The sequence below is a fragment of the Lysinibacillus sp. K60 genome (assembly GCF_019731275.1).
Classification (GTDB): domain Bacteria; phylum Bacillota; class Bacilli; order Bacillales_A; family Planococcaceae; genus Lysinibacillus; species Lysinibacillus capsici.
The window spans coordinates 253,957-272,131 of the sequence record NZ_JAASJR010000004.1 but is presented as its reverse complement, the minus strand read 5'-3'; the positions used below and the strand labels follow the sequence as shown (position 1 = coordinate 272,131).

The following is an 18,175-nucleotide window of genomic DNA, read 5'->3' as shown; positions in this document are numbered from 1 at the left end:
TAAATTCAATTTTAGTAATGTACATTTTTTAATTTGGAGTAACCCTAAGCAATAAAAAAGGACTGCACCCCTCTAACTGAGTGCAGTTCAATAAATAGTTCCTGATACAATTTAAATAATCAATCCCACAATAATAGCTGTTAGGATACTTACGAGTGTAGCGCCGTACAACAACTTTAAACCAAATCGAGCAACGACATTCCCTTGCCTTTCATTCAAACCTTTTACAGCTCCTGAAATAATCCCGATTGATGAAAAGTTGGCAAAAGATACGAGGAATACAGAAATAATACCTAATGTACGTTCACTCATGGACTCGGCAACATCGCCAAGGTTAATCATAGCAACAAATTCGTTTGTTACTAATTTGGTTGCCATAATACCGCCAGCAGCCACAGCATCTGCCCATGGGATACCCATTAGGAAAGCGATTGGCGCAAAGATATAGCCTAATATTTCTTGGAAAGATATACCGATAATCATATCGAATAATGAATTGATTAAATCCATTAATGCTACGAAACCAATAAGCATCGCCCCAACAATGATGGCTACTTTAAAGCCATCCATAATATATTCGCCAATCATTTGAAAGAACGCTTGCTTCTGTTCATCTTCAATTGTTAAGATATCTTCTTTTTCATCCACAGTATATGGATTAATGATGGAAACAATAATAAATCCACCAAACAGGTTTAATACAATGGCTGTAACAACATACTTTGGCTCAATCATCGTCATATAAGCTCCCACTACTGACATCGAAACAGTCGACATAGCAGATGCGCATAATGTATACATTCGTTGAGGTGCAATCTTATCTAATTGCTTTTTAACAGTTATGAACACTTCTGATTGGCCTACCATAGCAGAAGCAACAGCATTATAGGATTCCAACTTCCCCATACCACTTACTTTACTTAAAAATAAGCCTACCCATTTCATTAGAAAGGGAAGAATTTTAAAATGCTGCAAGATCCCAATCAGAACAGATATAAAGACGATCGGTAATAAAACTGCTAAAAAGAAGGGTGATTCTCCTTCATTTGCTAAGCCACCAAAAACAAATGATATGCCCGCATTTGCATAGGACAATAAGTGATCAAATACTTTGGTGATTCCTTTAATTAGCACATAGCCAACTGTTGTATTAAGGAGTAAAGCTGCCAATAAAAATTGGATGATCAACATAATCGCTATATATTTATATTTTATTTCTTTTTTGTTTTTACTCATTAATAAAGCTAAGGCAAAAACAAGTAACAATCCACAAAGGGAAATTAAGTATCTCATAAGTTCCTCCATAAGTATCTGTGATTTTTTGTCCTGATGTTCCAATTTCAGAAGAACAGCTAAAAGATCTTAATTAGTCAGACGTCAGACAAACAATCTCACTATAACAGTTTTTTTGCTAGTTATTCAATAGATAATAGAAAAAAAGTATGTAACATGGCATACAAATAAATTCAGTCTAAAAAATGTAGGATATTTCATAAAAAATACCCTCTTATTGTGTGAGGATTTTTTCTTTTTATGACTCTCATGTTAACGAAACTTTTTCGATTTTTTTGAAACCAACTAAGTTCGGATTACGACTATAGGGTGAATGTTTATAGGAGGTGTTTGGATGAGTGAGCATTTAGTGGCCATTATGAAAGAACACGGAGAATATTGCTTACGTGTGGCTTATCTTTATGTAAAGGATTGGGCGATGGCAGAAGAAATAGTCCAGGATGTCTTTTTTTCTTATTATCGGCAGCGGGATCGCTTTGAACATAGAGCATCTCTAAAGACCTATTTAGTTAAAATAACTGTACATAAAAGTCATGATTATTTACGAAGCTGGAAAAATAAACGCCATCAACTTTTTGAAAAATTGCATATTGGTGCAAGTAAACGAACACCAGAAACGCTGCTATTAGCACAGCATGAACGGTCAAACTTAACAAATGCTTTATTTGAGTTGCCTATTACTTATAGAGAAGTCGTCATTCTTTATTATTATCAGGAATTAAAGGTTAGAGAAATTGCAGATATTCTTACATGTGCAGAAAATACAGTTAAAACCAGATTGCATCGAGCAAGGAAAATGTTACAGGAAAAATTAGTGAATAGTGAGTGGGAGGTGTTAATGGATGACTACTTTTAAAGAGAAATTGGATCAAGAACTTGGTGAAGCACCACGATTTACACAATCCTTACAGGAGGATATTTTACGGCAAGTGCGGAAAACAAAAAAAACAAGACGCTGGACATATCCCTTGATCATCATAGGCACGATTGTCATGTTTCTATTGATAATAGAAATCGGTCCATTAGGGCAGATAGAGCAAAAGCAACATGCTTCAATTGTTCAGTTAGCACAGCAGCAATCAATAAAAAAATATACAATGATTTATAATTCAGATGAGGAGATCTTTAAGGCTGGAAGACCTGGGTGGGTCATTGGACAACGAGTAATGGAGCAAAGTTCAGAAAAAGAGTTATTACATCAACTATTACAGCAAGCTACAATGAAACAAATGAATGAGCGTACCTTTTTTAGATTACAACGTGATGTCTGGGTAGAGTTTGAAAAAGGGCAGGTTATGAAGCTGAAAATGTTCATAAACGAGGAGGATATCGGAATTGTTGATTATGACAACAATTCATTTTATAAAGTAGATAATAAAGAGCTGGCAAAGGCTTATTTAGATCTTGCTCTCAAAGAAGATGCTAAATTGGGAATGTCAGGTTTAATCGTTATGCTAGTTTTGCTCATAGCTATCCAAATGCTTGTCGATAAACTAATGAGGAAAAAATTTAACATACCAAAGGAATATGTCAATAGTCGGCATAGACGTGCTGTTTGGGCTATTAAAATTTTGAATACCATGATGCTCATGGTGATCATAATAAAAGGATGGATTTTATTTACTGTTATCATTGGAGGATATTTAGCTGTCAGCCTTTTCAGCTCTATTTTTATTGACTATTACTATGGTCGAGAGGAAAAAAGACATTATGTTTCCATTAGTTCGGCCATTGTTGGCTTGCTATCACTAATTCTATTCTTATTTTATATCAGTTAAATAAAGTATAAACCTGAACCCGAATAATCTCGAGTTCAGGTATTTTTTTCTATCGTTTCTGTCTGAAGCATTAATTGATAAATACTCGAGATCATAAAGCTTGCAGCTAATCCGTAAAGCGTATTAAAGCTTAAACCAACACCAATTCCAATGATGATGGAAAGCAGGATGACAAGCCAACTATGCTTATGAACATGACGATTCGTAAATAAAAGGATTAACACAAACGGTAGCATGGTAATGTGCAGGAAGGCAAAAGAATAAATAACACCTAAAATCGTTAAATCGATAGATAAGAAACAGGTGAATAAAATAATCATCAGGCCAATCAAATAGAAATAATAGGGTCTTTTGGTCACAAAAAAACGTTTCGTTGCCCGCATGTCCACAAGCAAGGTTGTGACAATGGCTAATAGGACAATGACGAGAAAAGCAAATGTAAGAAAGCCTGGTTGCACTTCATATAAAAACGTAAAAATCAGTACTTGGAATTGGCCAAATGATCCGCTGTATAGGGCAATCATTAAAATCGCAGTAAATGATAGCGTTAATAACGCTAAAATTACACCTGAGGAAAACAGACTGCGACGTACTTTTTTAGGTTTTATAAAGGCAATTAAATACCATGTTGATTTATCAAAAAATACTTGTCCTAAAACAGCTAGTTGAATAATGACATAGAACAGCAGAATTCCGCTATTTTTAAAATAAAATAAATAAGGGTGATATAAGCGAATACCCTCATATACGGTGCTTGCCCCATTTAATACAAAGTAATAAATAGGGATAAAAATAAGTAATGAAAAAAGAGCAATAATAAATAAAATTTCCAACCATAGTATACTTTTCACTGACATGATGCGGTCAAGAAGTAAGATGCCGATTAAAAAGAAAAAAAGTGTAATAGGTACTGGAATATTTAACATAATTTCAGACAATACACTAATGCTTATTAATTGAATAAGCCAAAGTTCAATACCTGTTAGCAGGTAAAATAGACGTATAACCTTTAAATTCATACCAGACAATTTACGCTGTATGGTAAAGAGCAAAAAACTTTGTGTATGCTGATTTTTTGTGTAATCGCTCTTATTCAACAATGAGCCAAGTATGATAAACGAAATAGCTGTTGCTAATGTATAACAAATGCCCGCCATAAAACCAAAAGAAATAAGGGCTGAAGGAGAGGACAATAATAAATTACCATTAATCCATCTCGCTAAAAGAATAATGACTCCTGCTGCTGTGCTTAAACTTCCAAATGGAACAAGCAATGAAAACTTCCTTAACATACTATCTAAAGACCTTTACTCATTTTAGAGGATTTATATTGACGTGGTGATTGATTATATTTTTTCTTAAACGCAACACTAAAATAGTGCTGACTATTAAAACCACAGCTCTCAGCAATCGCAGACATACTTGTGTCTAGATTTTCATTGATTTTCTTTACAGCCATTTCTAGGCGATAATTATTAATATATTCATTAATGCCAATAGACTGCTCCTCCAAAAATTTCCTACTTAAATAGCTAGGATTCAAATGAATTTTTTCAGCAATAATATTGAGACTCAGTTTTTCATAATAGTTTTCATGAATATAGGAAAGTGCGCTTTGGATCGCATCATGGTTAGAACTCCACACCTTATATTTCTCCACAATCGCATCTAATTCACTTGCAATGACTGGTTTTGTAAGATAATCCTTTACTCCGATCCGCAATGCTTGTTGGGCATATTCAAACGTTTGATAAGCTGTTACCATGATGATGTCTACCTCATAAAGCGCTTTTAATTCCTTGCTCAACGTGATTCCATCTTTCCCAGGCATTTGAATATCCAAAAAGGCGATAGTCATACGGTGCTTTTTAGCTAATTGCAGAGCTTGTGAGGCATCTTGGGCAGTATGGAAGGTCCAATTTGGAAAATGTGGCTTTAATAAATAAATCATTTGCTCAAGCTCTAATGGCTCATCATCTGCGATTAAAATATTCATGGTGAGATTCTCCTTTCTCCTTCCAGTTGATAGAATGCCTAAGCAGGAACATGGATTGTAACGGTGTAATGCTGTTCATTGTTTTGTATCGAGAATAAAATATTTTCTAGCCCATAGATAAGCTCAAGCCGTTTTCTAATATTTTCGAGACCATAACCTTGCTGCAGTTCGTCTACTACCTGTTCAGTAGTCATTTCTATTTTTTCTAATGGCTGTGTATTTTTAATTTCAATTAATAAGCTATTATCCATTTTTTTGATTATAATGGATAGCTCTGCAGGTCCTATATGTTTTTCAAAGCTATGTTTATATGCATTTTCAATAATGGTCTGCAGAATAAAAGGTGGTATTTGGACGGATAGTGCTTTATCATCAACATATTTATTTACAGTCAAACGATGGCCAAATCGCAATTGTTGAATATTTAAATAACTATCGACAAATTGTATCTCGTTCTTTAACGCAATTAACACCTCATGATTATTGTATTTAAATTTAAAAAATGTTGCCAAAGCCTCCATGCCCGCAACTAAATCTTCCTTCCGATTGATGCGAGCTAGGCTTAATAATGAATTTAATGCATTAAAAAAGAAATGTGGCTGTATTTGCTGATTCAACTGAAGAATATTTGCTCTTTGTAAATCCTGCTCAAGCTCTAAATTTCTTTTTTCCTCCTCAAGGCTATCGATTTGCTTTTCGAAAATAAATATAAAAGTAAGCAGAAAAGCTCCAATAATTGGAGCAATTACACATAGGAGAATATATATGTTGAAGGTTTCTGGTTGTAACATAATGACCTCTCCGTTTAATTTATAAGTGTAAGATACATTAAACTAAATTTTCTGCGAAATGGCAAGCTACCTTATGTGTTGCAGTGATGGCTCGTAGTGCTGGTACTTCTGCTTTACATTTATCTGTTGCGAATGGGCAACGTGTGTGAAAGCTACAGCCAGTAGGGGGGCTAAGAGGTGATGGTAAGTCACCTTTTAAAATAATACGCTCCTTTCGATGCTGCTTATCAATGACAGGTATAGAAGAAAACAGTGCTTTTGTATAAGGATGATGTGGCTGAGTAAAAAGGGAATGCTTATCAGCAATTTCTACGACCTTTCCAAGATACATCACCATAATACGGTCTGAAATATGTCGAACAACACTTAAATCGTGTGAGATAAATAAAAAGGTTAAATCTAAATCTCTTTGTAGTTGTTTTAGTAAATTTAGTATTTGAGCTTGAATGGAAACGTCTAGGGCAGAAACAGACTCATCACAAATAATAATTTTAGGATTAACAGCAAGGGCTCTGGCAATACCAATACGCTGACGCTGACCACCAGAAAATTCATGTGGATAACGCTCTAAGTATTCAGGACGTAACCCTACAAGGGACATTAATTCAATCATGCGTGCTTCTTGTTGCTCAGGTGGTACAATTTTTTGAATAGACATGGCCTCTGTTAACATTTTACGAATCGTTCTTCGTGGGTTAAGGGAAGCATAGGGATCTTGGAAAATAATTTGAATGTCCTTGCGTGCCGCACGAAGCTCTTTTTTGTTCATATTCACTAAATTTTTACCGAATAACAATACCTCTCCAGCAGTAGGCTCATCTAATCTTAAAATAGAACGACCAGTTGTTGATTTTCCGCAGCCAGATTCTCCAACAATACTGAGGGTCTCACCAGGCATGATGTCGAAAGATACCCCATCCACAGCTTTTACAACCTGCTGTGGACCGAAGAGCTTTTCTTTTTTTAAGAAAAAATGCTGCTTTAAATCATTTACTTGTAATAGTGGTTGTGTGTGTTGCGCTGTTGTCATACTGTCAGCTCCTTCATAAGTGTGTCTCCTTGCCATTCATTACTGTACATCCAGCATCTTACCTTTTTACCTTGCTCAACAGTCAAAAGCTCAGGCTGTTGTTCACGACATAAATCCGTAGCAAAAGGGCAACGTTCTGCATAACGGCAGCCAATTGGATAATTATAGGGACTTGGGACAGTTCCGTGAATAGTAGATAATTCTTCTTGGTCTTCATATAGCTTCGGTAATGATTGAATTAATCCATTTGTATAAGGGTGTAGCGGTTTTTCAAAAAGACTTTCTGTTGTGCCTTCTTCTACAACCTGCCCCGCATACATAACAGCAATCTTATCGCAGATTTCTGCTACAACACCAAGGTCATGGGTAATGAAGATAATGCTCATGCCTAGTTGTTTTTGCAGGTTTTGAATAATATCAATAATTTGAGCTTGAATGGTTACATCTAGAGCAGTCGTCGGTTCGTCAGCAATTAACACATCTGGTGTACACGCTAGTGCCATGGCAATCATAATGCGCTGTCGCATCCCACCACTTAACTGATAAGGCTCCTGCTTCGCTCTTTTTTCGGGTGCAGGAATTCCAACTAGGCGAATCATATCGACAGCCTTTTGCCATGCTTCTTTACGTGATAAGCCTTGGTGCAATCGAATGGATTCAGCTATTTGCTCTCCAACGGATAACACAGGATTTAAGCTTGTCATAGGCTCTTGGAAAATCATCGAGATTTTATTGCCTCGAATTTTACGTAGCTCTTCATCTGAGAGCTTCAAAATGTCTGTATTATTTAATAAAATTTCGCCATTAATGATTTTACCAGGAGGCGATGGTACTAAACGAAGTAATGACAGGGAAGTCATGGATTTCCCACAACCAGATTCACCAACAATGCCCAGTGTTTCCCCTTTTTGAAGCGTAAAGGATACCCCATCTACAGCTTTGGCAACCCCTTCACTCGAATAAAAATAGGTTTGTAAATTTTTTACTTCCAACACGGTTTCTTGTTTCATCCGTTTTTCCCCTCCTTAGTTTAAATCCATCCGTTTATTAAAGAATCGGTACAATATGTCTACAAAAAGATTAATGAAAACAAATATTAATGAGGCAACAAGAACGCCACCTTGTACGACTGGTATATCACGTGTTCGAATGGCATCTACAATCATTCGTCCTAATCCGTTTACAGCGAAAACAGATTCAACTAAAACTGTTCCGCCAAGTAAACTACCAAACTGTAAGCCTACTACTGTAATAACTGGAATCAAGGCATTGCGTAATGCGTGCTTTAAAATGATGATGTATCCTTTTAAGCCTTTTGCTTTCGCTGTTCGTATATAGTCTTGGTTTACAACCTCTAACATACTAGAGCGAGTCATACGAGCGACGATGGCAGCTCCACCAGCACCAAGTGTGACAGCTGGTAGAATAATATGTTTGGCACTATCCCAGCCTGCTACAGGAAGCCAGTGTAACTGTACAGAGAATACATACATTAATAAAATTCCTAACCAGAAGCTTGGAAGGGAAATCCCTAATAAAGCGACAACCATTAATCCTACATCCATCAATGAATAAGGACGGATAGCGGAGATAATACCCGCAATAAGCCCTAGAACAATTGTGATTAAAATACTATAAAAGGCTAGCTCTATTGTAATTGGTAATCGGGAGATAATTTCCTCGAATACTGGTTGATTATTTTTTAAAGAGTTACCCATATCTCCTTGTAGAAGATTTTTAATATAGTCTGTATATTGAACTGCTAATGGTTTATTGAGTCCTAAATTTTCACGTAATTCTGCCACTGTTTCTTGAGAAGCTCCTTCTCCTGCTAAAATAATCGCTGGGTCTCCAGGAATCATCTGCATAATTAGAAAAACAACAAGCGTTACACCAAGTGTCACAGGAATAATTTGAGCTAGTCGTTTTAAGATAAATAATGTCATGTGTCTTCTCTCCTTTAATTTTTCATTCTTGGATCGAGTGCATCGCGTAAACCGTCACCAAATAAGTTAAAGCCTAATACCAGTATAGAAATCATAATACCTGGGAATAGCGCCATATAAGGAGCAGTAAATAGGAAATCTCGTCCGTTAGAAAGCATGGCACCCCATTCAGGAGATGGTGGCTGAGCACCTAAACCTAAGAATGATAGACCTGCTGCAGATAGAATAGCGGTTGCTAAGCGCATTGATGCTTGTACAATAATAGGTGATAAAATATTTGGAAAAATATGCTTAATTAAAATCGTCATATCTTTCGCTCCAAGTGTTTTGACAGCATCGATATATTCTAATTTTTTAACTTCCATTGTTGAACCACGTACTATACGAGCAAACATGGGAATAGAGAAAAACCCAACAGCAATTGTGACATTGATAAGGCTTGGTCCCAATGCACTGACAATCGCTAAAGCTAGCAAAATACCAGGGAAGGCAAGCATGATATCTAAAATTCGACTAATAATAGAATCAACCCATCTGCCATAATAGCCAGCAACAAGACCTAAGAAAGTGCCGATTGTACCACCGAATAAAACAGCTGAAATACCAACACCAATTGATAAACGGGATCCATATAAAATTCGACTTAAAATATCTCGCCCTTTGTCATCCGTTCCCATTAGATGTTCAACGCTTGGTCCTTGTAATTTTTGATCTAATTGTACGTCGTAGGGATCGTAAGGGGCTAAAATGGGCCCGATAAGAAACATCAATATATATAGAAGAATGATGATGCCTCCTACGACAGCTGCTTTATTCTTTTTGATTTTGTTTAGGAAAGAAACAAGATTCTTTTTTCTAGATGCCTTGCGTGCATTCACTAAAACAGAATGATCAATAGTAGTTGTTACTTTATTCATATCGAATACTCCTTTTCTATTTGATTTGATTTCAATTTAGTGAAAAGCGTAAAGAATGTAAATATTTTATGGCTTATTAGTCAGAAAATTTAAAAAACACGTAAAAATTTTAAAAAACAAGTGAATTTTATTTCTTTATAATTCGAAATGTAAGGAACAAATCACACAAGGAGGAAATGTTGATGAAGAAAATGAAGTTGTTTTTATTCATGGCACTAATAACTGTACTTATTCTGCAAGCCTGCTCTACTGCTAGCAATAATAGTACAGAAGGTTCCAAAGAGGGATCAAAAAGCGTAGGAGGAGAATTAGTTGTTCTAAGAGCAGCAGATGCGACAAGTCTTGATCCTCACTTTATTACAGATATTCCATCAGCAAATATTATTCATGGCAAGGTATATGAAACACTTGTCGCTTTTGATAGAGATCGTAAAATTGTTCCATTACTTGCAAAAGAGTGGGAGCAAAAAGATGAAGTCACTTGGACATTTACATTAAATGAAGGCATTAAATTCCATGATGGAGCAGATTTTAATGCAGAGGCTGTAAAAGCGACATTTGACCGAATTCTAGATCCTGCAACTGGATCACCACAACGTGATAAATTATCTATGATTAGTGAAGTAGTGGTAGATGATGAATATGTTGTAACGTTGAAATTAAAAGAACCATATGCTCCGCTTCTATCTATTTTAGCCAGTCAAGAGGGTAGCATGATGAGCCCGAAAGCGATTGCTGAAGCAGCGGACGAATTAGCAACTCATCCAGTAGGGACAGGTCCATTTGTATTTGAAACTTGGAAATCTGGTCAAGAAATCACTTTAATTTCGAATAAAGATTATTGGGGGACTGTACCGAAAGTAGATAAAGTAACATTTAAAGTTGTACCAGAGGATTCTACTCGTCTAGCAATGATTGAAAGTGGAGAAGCACATATTGCTGAACAAGTACCTGTAACAGAGATTGATCGTATTGAAAATTCTTCAACGATGAATTTATTCCGTGCAGAAGGACTAGCAGTAGAATTTATCGGATTCAACGTGAAAGATGCGTTATTATCAGATGTAAAAGTACGTCAAGCTATTAGCTATGCTGTTGACCGTGAAGCAATTATTAGCGGTATTTATGATAATGTAGGAACACTTGCAAATTCTGCAATGAGTCCAAAAATTATTGGATATTCTAGTGAAACGAAACCGTATGACTATGATGTAGTGAAGGCAAAAGAATTGTTAAAAGAAGCTGGTGTTCAAGAGGGAACAAAAGTTAAATTACTGACAAGTGATCGTAAAGAGCGTATCAACATGGCGGAGGTTATTCAATCTCAATTAAAAGGAATCGGATTAGATGTAGATATTCAAGTAATGGAGTATGGTGCATTTATTTCTGAAATTACGAAAGAGCAGCACCAAATCTTTATTAGTGGCTGGGGTAATGCAACGGGTGATGCTGATTATAACCAATACAATCTATTCCACACTGCTTCTATGGGACCTCCAGGAAACCATTTCTACTATTCAAATCCAGAAGTAGATAAGCTAATTGAGCAAGGACGTTCTGAAGCAAACCAAGAGGCACGTAATGAAATCTACAAAGAAGCAATGCAAATCGAGTTAGACGAGGCTGTCTATATTCCAGTGCGTAACTATGAGCATTTAGCAGTTTACAGCAATGCTGTAAAAGGTTTCTGGTTAGATGCATCTAACTACACGATGATCAGTGGCGTTGAAATTGTAGAGTAGTCAAAATTTGGTGATAGACGAAAAAATACCAATTGGGAGGAAACTATGAGTAAACTATTGCTGAAAAATGTGAGATTAGAAGAAGCATATGAGCGCGAAAATGAACACATTGTTGCTACTCGTACAGGTATTTATGATGTTCTAATCGAGGATGGGTATGTTCAACAAGTAGATAAGGATATAGTGGCTGATGGAGATGTAGAAGTAATAGATGCACAACAGCAACTATTAGTCCCTTCATTCCGAGAGATGCATATTCATATCGATAAAACTTATTTCGGCGGAGAATGGCAGGCACCAAGGCCCATTACTAAAGGGATTTTAACACGCATTGAAGAAGAAAGAACACTACTACCTAAACAATTGCCGACAGCTGCTTATCGAGCTGAGGAAATGGTGAAGTGGCTCATTTCACAAGGGCATACACATATTCGTTCCCATTGTAATGTCGACCCACAAATTGGGACAAAGCATATTGAAATGACAAAAGAGGTTTTAGCAAACTATCGAGATCAAATTACCTATGATATTGTGGCCTTCCCACAGCATGGCTTATTACGCTCCAATGTAGAGGGACTGCTCCGTGAGGCAATGGTAATGGGAGCAACGCTTGTTGGTGGCGTTGACCCATCCATTGTAGATCGCAATATCGAAAAGTCATTGCAAACAACGATAGGTATTGCCCAAGACTATAATGCAGGGATAGATATTCATATTCACACGGCGAACACACTAGGCGAATTTGAATTTTATAAGCTGATTGAGTTAACGAAACAAGCGAAAAAAGAAGGACAAGTCACAATTAGCCATGCGATGGCACTTGCTGATTTAGAACAGTCACGCTTAGAAAATTTAGTTCAAGCGATGGCTGAGGTACAAATGGATGTTACGACAACTGTCCCAATCGATTTGAATCGTTCGACGATACCAATTCCTTATCTTTATAACAATGGTGTCAAGGTATCTGTAGGACATGATAGCTTAACAGATCATTGGTCACCATATGGTACTGGTAATACGATTATGAAATTAAATGTCATGGCGGAGAGATTCCGCTTTATTGATGAATATTCATTAAGTCGAGCTTGGAAATACGCTTCTGGTGGTATCACACCATTGAATGATGCTGGAGAACGGGTTTGGCCTCAAGTTGGTGATAAAGCTAATATGCTGTTAGTGGATGGTGTGAGCACTGCCCATGTGATAGCAAGAAGATGTCCAATTACTACCGTCATTTCACGAGGTAAAATGATACACCAACAGGATGTAGGAGAGTTGAAAGGAGAATTCAGATGAAGCACTGGCTGACAAATGTTCTACTTGAAACAGGAGAATATCTAAAGGAAAATGATACAGTTGGAACGAAAGTGGAGCTTTTTCACCTTGAAATTACAGATGGCTTCATTTCGCAAATTGTACCCGCAACAGACGCAATCGAGTCTCCAAGCGAAGTCACAGATATGAAAGGGAAGCTGCTATTACCTGCCTTTAAGGAAATGCATAATCATTTAGATAAAACTTACTTATCTTTACCTTGGAAGGCTTGTGTGCCCGTAAAGAATTTAAAGGAACGACTTGATCGTGAAGCACAAGAGCTATCCGTTCTTGCTACAACAGGTAAACAACGTGCGACTGCAATGATTGAAAAAATCCTTAAGAATGGTGCGAATCATATTCGTACACATGTCAATATTGATCCATACATTGGATTAAAAAATTTAGAAGGTGTACTAGCGGCATTGGACGATTATAAAGATGTCGTGACATCCGAAGTCATTGCCTTTCCACAGCATGGTCTATTAAGAGATGATGTCCCTAAATTATTGCGTGAAGCTTTACGCAATGGAGCGACGATGATTGGCGGCCTAGATCCAGCTGGCATCGATAACTCGATTGAGCCTTCTCTTTATGAAGTGATGGATATTGCACAGGAATTTAATGTTGATGTCGATATTCATTTACATGATGGTGGCCATGTTGGGTATTACACAATCGATAAATGGATAGATATCGTGGAGGATGCCAAATATCAGGGGAGAACGGCGATAAGTCATGCCTTTTCACTTGGTGATGTATCAGTCATGGAGCAGCATAAAATTGCAGATCGTTTAGCACAACAACAAGTAAAAATAATGTCAACGGTGCCATTTGATTTGCGACGATTAATTCCACCAATTGAATTACTAGCAGAGCGCGGCGTGGATGTCCACTTTGGTTGTGACGGCTTTTATGATTCTTGGAGTCCTAATGGCTCAGGAGATATTTTAGAAAAAGCGACTACTTTTGCAGACATTTCTCGTAAACTTGACGAACGTTCGATTCGACAAACATTAAAATATATTACAAATGGTATCACACCATTGGATGCAAATGGTCAAAAGGCTTGGCCTAATGTGAAAGATGAAGCAAGTTTTGTATTCTTTGACGCAGTTTCAAGCGCTGAAGTTATTGCACGTAAACCATCCAACCGAGTGGTTATGTCAAAAGGTAAGTTTATCAACAAAGTATAAATCTAAATCCCCCTTATTTAGATAACATAGCAAACTAGAAATCTTCTAGTTTGCTATACTTATGTTTTAATAGAAAAGATGAATAAAGGAAAGTAGATTTGCCATTACTTATGTAGAAATCTCTTTATTTGCGGGTGTGATAAAATATGAAACAACTAACAATCTATATGATTTTATTTAGCTGTGTATTTTTTTGGGCTAGTAACTTCATTATTGGCTCTATTTTAATTGACCATTGGGATCCTTTAACAGTCACCATTTTTAGATTGATTGTCATTGTTCTGTTTTTAGGAAGTATTAGTTGGAAAATAATTTTCCGAACAACATTTACAAGAAATGATTTATTGTTATTGATCCTTGCAGGAATACTAGGCGTTTCCATTAATCACTATAGCTTTTATGCTAGTCTCCAGCACATTTCTCCTATCACTGCCGCTTTAATATTAGCCTGTGCACCGATTGTTACATCTCTACTGAATAAAATGATCTATCATGAATCACGGAACGGCATATTTTGGCTAGGTGCGATACTTTCATTTGTTGGTGTTGGCCTCATCATTACCAAAGGGGCACTTATCACCATTTCAATCGGTGTGGGTGAAGTGTTGAGCTTAATTACAATGCTAAGCTTTGCTTTGTTCCTCATTATTGTCAATCATCTTAGTCAGAAAATGTCAGCCCAGTCGATTACGTTCTATACAAATTTAATAGGTTTACTGGTGCTTGTGCCGTTTTCATTTACTATTTTGCCGCAGACGAATTGGCAAGTTGCAATGCCCTACTGGTTTTTGCTCATTTTATCAGCGATTATTATCCACGGGGTAAGCAATTTAATATGGAATCAAAAAATGAAGGAGGTCGGCTCAACAAATGCGTCACTGTTGTTAAACTTTGAGCCAGCTATAGCCATGCTATTGAGTGCGGTATTTTTAAAACAATTCCCTACAAGTGTTCAATTATATGGCTTTTTATTAATTTTAGTAGGAATTTTGCTGTGCATATATTATAAAGAAATGAAAGCAATTGTCCTTGTAAAAAAACAATGAATTAGCAAAAAAAGAGATGCTCATTTTTTGAGTACATCTCTTTTTTGCTGTTTCTGTAGCGAATTTAAAATAAATAGGTATGTTATTGGCAGAAAAGCAGTAATGATTACGATACCATGCCATTGAAATAATGACCAAACAGGGCTTAATATTGTGCTTCCAGAGGCCACCCCAAGGTAATAAGCGACCAGATATAGACTAGAGGCACTTCCTTTTTGAGAAAGAGCTAGCCGACTTACCAATGAAGAAGTTAATGCATGAGCAGTAAAAAAACCTAAACATGCTAGACAAAGTCCAATTACAATAATGAAAAGTGACTTGCTTAATGTAAAAAGTATTCCCACAGTTAATAAACAAACACCAAATGTTCGAATGGTATTTAATCCAACTTTTCCTGCAAGTGCATTAGCAATAGGCGAACCAATAATACCTAAACCATAGGCTAAAAAAATAAAAGAAATGCTTTGTAAAGATAATAGAAAAGGAGGCGCTGTTAAGTAATAGGGAATAAATGACCAAACCCCAGTAAAGGATAATTGTAAAATAACTCCTAATCCAAAAAGTATTAATAATTGAGGGTTTTTCAAATGGAAACAAAAGCCTTGTAAATCTTGTTGAATCGTACGCTGTTGTACCGAAAAATTTTTGGATTTAGGTAGCATCCACCAGACAATTACCATAACGATGCACCCCATAATGGCTAATGAAACAAATGCCATTTTCCATGAAAAATATTCAGTGATATACCCCATCATGAGTCTACCAATTGTTCCGCCTAGTGCATTACACGAAATATACAATGCAGTGGCAAAGCCCATTGATTGTTGATCAATTTCTTCGCTAAGATAGGCAAGTGCTGCTGCAGGTACACCTGCAATAGCAAAGCCCTGAATAAAGCGTAATAAAATAATAGCAGAAAAAGAATCAGTTAGTGGCATGAAGAAAAATGGTATGATGGTAAAGACTATGGATAAATGAATGAATAATACTCTTCCATATCGATCTGATAAAAAACCTAGCACGATTAATCCAACAATTACTGATAGAGTAGTCATAGATACGGATAGACTTGCAACGGATACAGAAATATGAAATTGCTCTGTAAAGAAGGGGAGCAGGGGCTGAACAGAATACATTGCAGCAAAGACAAAAACCGAAGCCCCGCCCAAACTAATGACAATTGTCCAAAAAGAGCGATCTCTTATTGAATAACCCTTTGTATTTATACCCATCTTAATGCCTTATTTCATTTGCTCTGGTAACCAGAGAGAAAGTTGTGGGATTAAGACAACAAGTGCTAAGAAGATAATCATTAAAATGATAAACGGTATAACGCCTTTTACCACTTCCCCAAGTTTTTCTTTTGCTATCCCACTTACCACAAAGAGATTCAATCCAACTGGTGGTGTGATCATACCTAATTCCATATTAATCGTCATAATAATGGCAAAGTGTAATAGATTGATATCGAAGTGTGCAAGAATTGGCAATAATATTGGTAAAGTGATTAAAATAATAGAGACAGCTTCTAAGAACATACCCATAATAAAGAACAAAATATTGACAATGATCATAAAAATCCACTTATTTAAATCGCTTTCAGCAATCCATGCGCCCACTTGTTGTGGTACTTGTGCATTTGTTAAATAAAGCCCAAATAACGAAGCGGCACCTATTATTAAGAAAATCATAGCGGTAATATTAATAGATTCTACTAATACTTCGCGGAAATCCTTTAGCTTCATTTCACGATAGATAAACAAGGATACAATAAGGCCATAAAAAACTGCAATCACCGCTGATTCAGTTGGTGTCACAACTCCTGAATAGATTGTTCCTAAAATTAAAAAAGGTAAAAATGCTCCCCAAATGGCTTTTAAAGATTTACGCCCACGTTCTTCCCAAGAAGCTGGTTGATCTCCATTAAATCCATTGCGTTTCGCATAAAAGATGGCAGCAATAATTAAAATTCCTGTTAAAGCTAATCCAGGAAGAACCCCAGCCATAAATAATTCACCAATTGATTGCTCCGAGGTGATACCATAAATAATTAATGGAACACTCGGTGGAATTAAAATTCCTAATGTACCACCTGCTGCAACAAGTCCCATCGAATAACGTTTTTTATAGCCTGCTGAAATCATTGCAGGGATCATAATAGAGCCAATTGCTGCTGCTGTGGCAGGTGAAGAGCCTGAAATAGCGGCAAAAATAGCACAGGCAACAATTGTAACAACTGCAAGACCACCTGGCAGGTGACCAATCCATGCACGTAAAGCTTCAATTAAATATTTTGATATCCCACCGCGCGCCATTAATACGCCAGCTAGCACGAATCCTGGGATGGCCATCATAGGGAAGGAATCTAATGCAGTAAAAATGCGCTGTGGAATCATATTCATATTAAAATCTATTTGGAAGAACACTAGAATTGTTGATAGTGCTAAGCTAATAGCAACAGGTACTCGTAGAAATAATAGCAAAAAGAAACTAAGTAAGAGGATTAGCATATTCTTCATCCTTTCCTCGTAGAATATTAACTAATCGTTCTACGAATCTTAGTAAAAATAAAATACCTGAAAGAGGTAGGACTAAATATACAATCCACATTGGAATCCCGATATCAAGTGAAACCATACCAGATGTATAGCGATTTTCCACTAAAACAAAACCATAGTACGTGTAAATTAAGCAAAAGGCGATGCTCAAGCCTGTTGCTACTAAATCTAATAGACGTTTTTTCGATGGCTTTAACTTGTCATATAGAATATCCACCTGTATATGCTGATTGTGGCGAAGAGCTAAGCCAAACCCCAAAAATGTACCCCAAATTATAGAATAGCGTGCTAATTCCTCTACCCATGCTTGTGGTTCATTGAATATGTAGCGCATAATAACCCCATAAAAAATGAGTACAACACCTGCTACGAAAAAAATTCCTGCAAGAATTTCTTCTAAGTAGCCCCATATTTTATAAACGGCCTTCATGTTTTTGCCTCCTTTATTTAAAGTTAAAAACGGATGCTTTTATTCCCACTGTAAATGTTGCAGTTTGAAGTGAGCTTCTTAGCACCCGTTTTTAAGTAAGCGATATACTAATAAAATTATTGATATTGACGATAAATC

At 36.5% G+C, this 18,175-nt stretch carries 17 protein-coding genes; 6 read left to right on the top strand and 11 right to left on the bottom strand.

Annotated elements, in window-relative coordinates; all coding sequences use genetic code 11:
• Nucleotides 1–111 precede the first annotated feature (111 nt).
• The gene (locus HCH28_RS11610; RefSeq protein WP_305068589.1) at nt 112–1,293 is read right to left on the bottom strand and encodes a NupC/NupG family nucleoside CNT transporter; all 1,182 of its coding nucleotides are present in this window, start codon (nt 1,291–1,293) and stop codon (nt 112–114) included.
• Nucleotides 1,294–1,627: 334 nt separating this feature from the next.
• Here HCH28_RS11610 and HCH28_RS11605 point away from each other — a divergent pair, with 334 nt between their 5' ends.
• Together HCH28_RS11605 and HCH28_RS11600 are read left to right on the top strand one after the other, a co-directional pair.
• Nucleotides 1,628–2,149, top strand: coding sequence for a sigma-70 family RNA polymerase sigma factor (locus HCH28_RS11605; protein ID WP_221681049.1), 522 nt, complete (start codon nt 1,628–1,630; stop codon nt 2,147–2,149).
• Entirely contained in the window at nt 2,136–3,071 is a 936-nt protein-coding gene (locus HCH28_RS11600) for a DUF4181 domain-containing protein (protein WP_221681048.1), read from the top strand. The genes HCH28_RS11605 and HCH28_RS11600 overlap by 14 nt, the downstream gene beginning before the upstream one ends.
• A gap of 35 nt (nt 3,072–3,106) precedes the next feature.
• Here the strand turns inward: HCH28_RS11600 and HCH28_RS11595 are convergent, their stop codons facing one another.
• The 7 genes from HCH28_RS11595 to HCH28_RS11565 are packed head-to-tail and all read right to left on the bottom strand — an operon-like array spanning nt 3,107 to nt 9,751.
• Complete coding sequence (locus HCH28_RS11595) at nt 3,107–4,345, bottom strand: permease (RefSeq protein WP_255601238.1); 1,239 nt, start codon at nt 4,343–4,345, stop codon at nt 3,107–3,109.
• Between the two features lie 23 nt (nt 4,346–4,368).
• Entirely contained in the window at nt 4,369–5,067 is a 699-nt protein-coding gene (locus HCH28_RS11590; RefSeq protein WP_004226027.1) for a response regulator transcription factor, read from the bottom strand.
• Between the two features lie 38 nt (nt 5,068–5,105).
• Nucleotides 5,106–5,858 (bottom strand): sensor histidine kinase, encoded by a 753-nt coding sequence (locus HCH28_RS11585; protein ID WP_221681046.1) that lies wholly within the window; start codon nt 5,856–5,858, stop codon nt 5,106–5,108.
• 37 nt (nt 5,859–5,895) lie between these two features.
• Complete coding sequence (locus HCH28_RS11580) at nt 5,896–6,888, bottom strand: ABC transporter ATP-binding protein (protein ID WP_131521280.1); 993 nt, start codon at nt 6,886–6,888, stop codon at nt 5,896–5,898.
• The gene (locus HCH28_RS11575) at nt 6,885–7,898 is read right to left on the bottom strand and encodes an ABC transporter ATP-binding protein (RefSeq protein ID WP_221681045.1); all 1,014 of its coding nucleotides are present in this window, start codon (nt 7,896–7,898) and stop codon (nt 6,885–6,887) included. The genes HCH28_RS11580 and HCH28_RS11575 overlap by 4 nt, the downstream gene beginning before the upstream one ends.
• Nucleotides 7,899–7,913: 15 nt before the next feature.
• Nucleotides 7,914–8,834 carry a nickel ABC transporter permease gene (nikB, locus tag HCH28_RS11570; protein ID WP_221681044.1) on the bottom strand — a complete coding sequence of 307 codons (921 nt, stop codon included), beginning with the start codon at nt 8,832–8,834 and terminating at the stop codon, nt 7,914–7,916.
• 14 nt (nt 8,835–8,848) lie between these two features.
• Nucleotides 8,849–9,751: an ABC transporter permease gene (locus tag HCH28_RS11565; protein WP_221681043.1), complete on the bottom strand. Its 903-nt coding sequence runs from the start codon at nt 9,749–9,751 to the stop codon at nt 8,849–8,851.
• Between the two features lie 182 nt (nt 9,752–9,933).
• On the opposite strand from HCH28_RS11565, the gene HCH28_RS11560 reads away from it, so the two are divergent.
• From HCH28_RS11560 to HCH28_RS11545, 4 genes are all read left to right on the top strand, one after another.
• On the top strand, nt 9,934–11,493 hold the full coding sequence (locus tag HCH28_RS11560; RefSeq protein WP_221681042.1) for a glutathione ABC transporter substrate-binding protein: 1,560 nt from the start codon (nt 9,934–9,936) through the stop codon (nt 11,491–11,493).
• A gap of 45 nt (nt 11,494–11,538) precedes the next feature.
• Nucleotides 11,539–12,789, top strand: coding sequence for an amidohydrolase family protein (locus HCH28_RS11555; RefSeq protein ID WP_221681041.1), 1,251 nt, complete (start codon nt 11,539–11,541; stop codon nt 12,787–12,789).
• Nucleotides 12,786–14,003, top strand: coding sequence for an amidohydrolase (locus HCH28_RS11550; protein WP_221681040.1), 1,218 nt, complete (start codon nt 12,786–12,788; stop codon nt 14,001–14,003). The genes HCH28_RS11555 and HCH28_RS11550 overlap by 4 nt, the downstream gene beginning before the upstream one ends.
• Before the next feature lie 146 nt (nt 14,004–14,149).
• On the top strand, nt 14,150–15,049 hold the full coding sequence (locus tag HCH28_RS11545; RefSeq protein WP_221681039.1) for a DMT family transporter: 900 nt from the start codon (nt 14,150–14,152) through the stop codon (nt 15,047–15,049).
• Between the two features lie 20 nt (nt 15,050–15,069).
• On the opposite strand, the gene HCH28_RS11540 is transcribed toward HCH28_RS11545, so the two are convergent.
• Genes HCH28_RS11540 through HCH28_RS11530 form a run of 3 tightly spaced genes read right to left on the bottom strand, consistent with a single transcriptional unit; the run spans nt 15,070 to nt 18,037 of the window.
• Nucleotides 15,070–16,281 carry an MFS transporter gene (locus HCH28_RS11540; protein ID WP_221681038.1) on the bottom strand — a complete coding sequence of 404 codons (1,212 nt, stop codon included), beginning with the start codon at nt 16,279–16,281 and terminating at the stop codon, nt 15,070–15,072.
• Nucleotides 16,282–16,290: 9 nt separating this feature from the next.
• Entirely contained in the window at nt 16,291–17,559 is a 1,269-nt protein-coding gene (locus tag HCH28_RS11535; protein WP_004226042.1) for a TRAP transporter large permease, read from the bottom strand.
• Nucleotides 17,540–18,037 carry a TRAP transporter small permease gene (locus tag HCH28_RS11530; protein ID WP_048391136.1) on the bottom strand — a complete coding sequence of 166 codons (498 nt, stop codon included), beginning with the start codon at nt 18,035–18,037 and terminating at the stop codon, nt 17,540–17,542. The genes HCH28_RS11535 and HCH28_RS11530 overlap by 20 nt, the downstream gene beginning before the upstream one ends.
• Between the last annotated feature and the right edge of the window lie 138 nt (nt 18,038–18,175).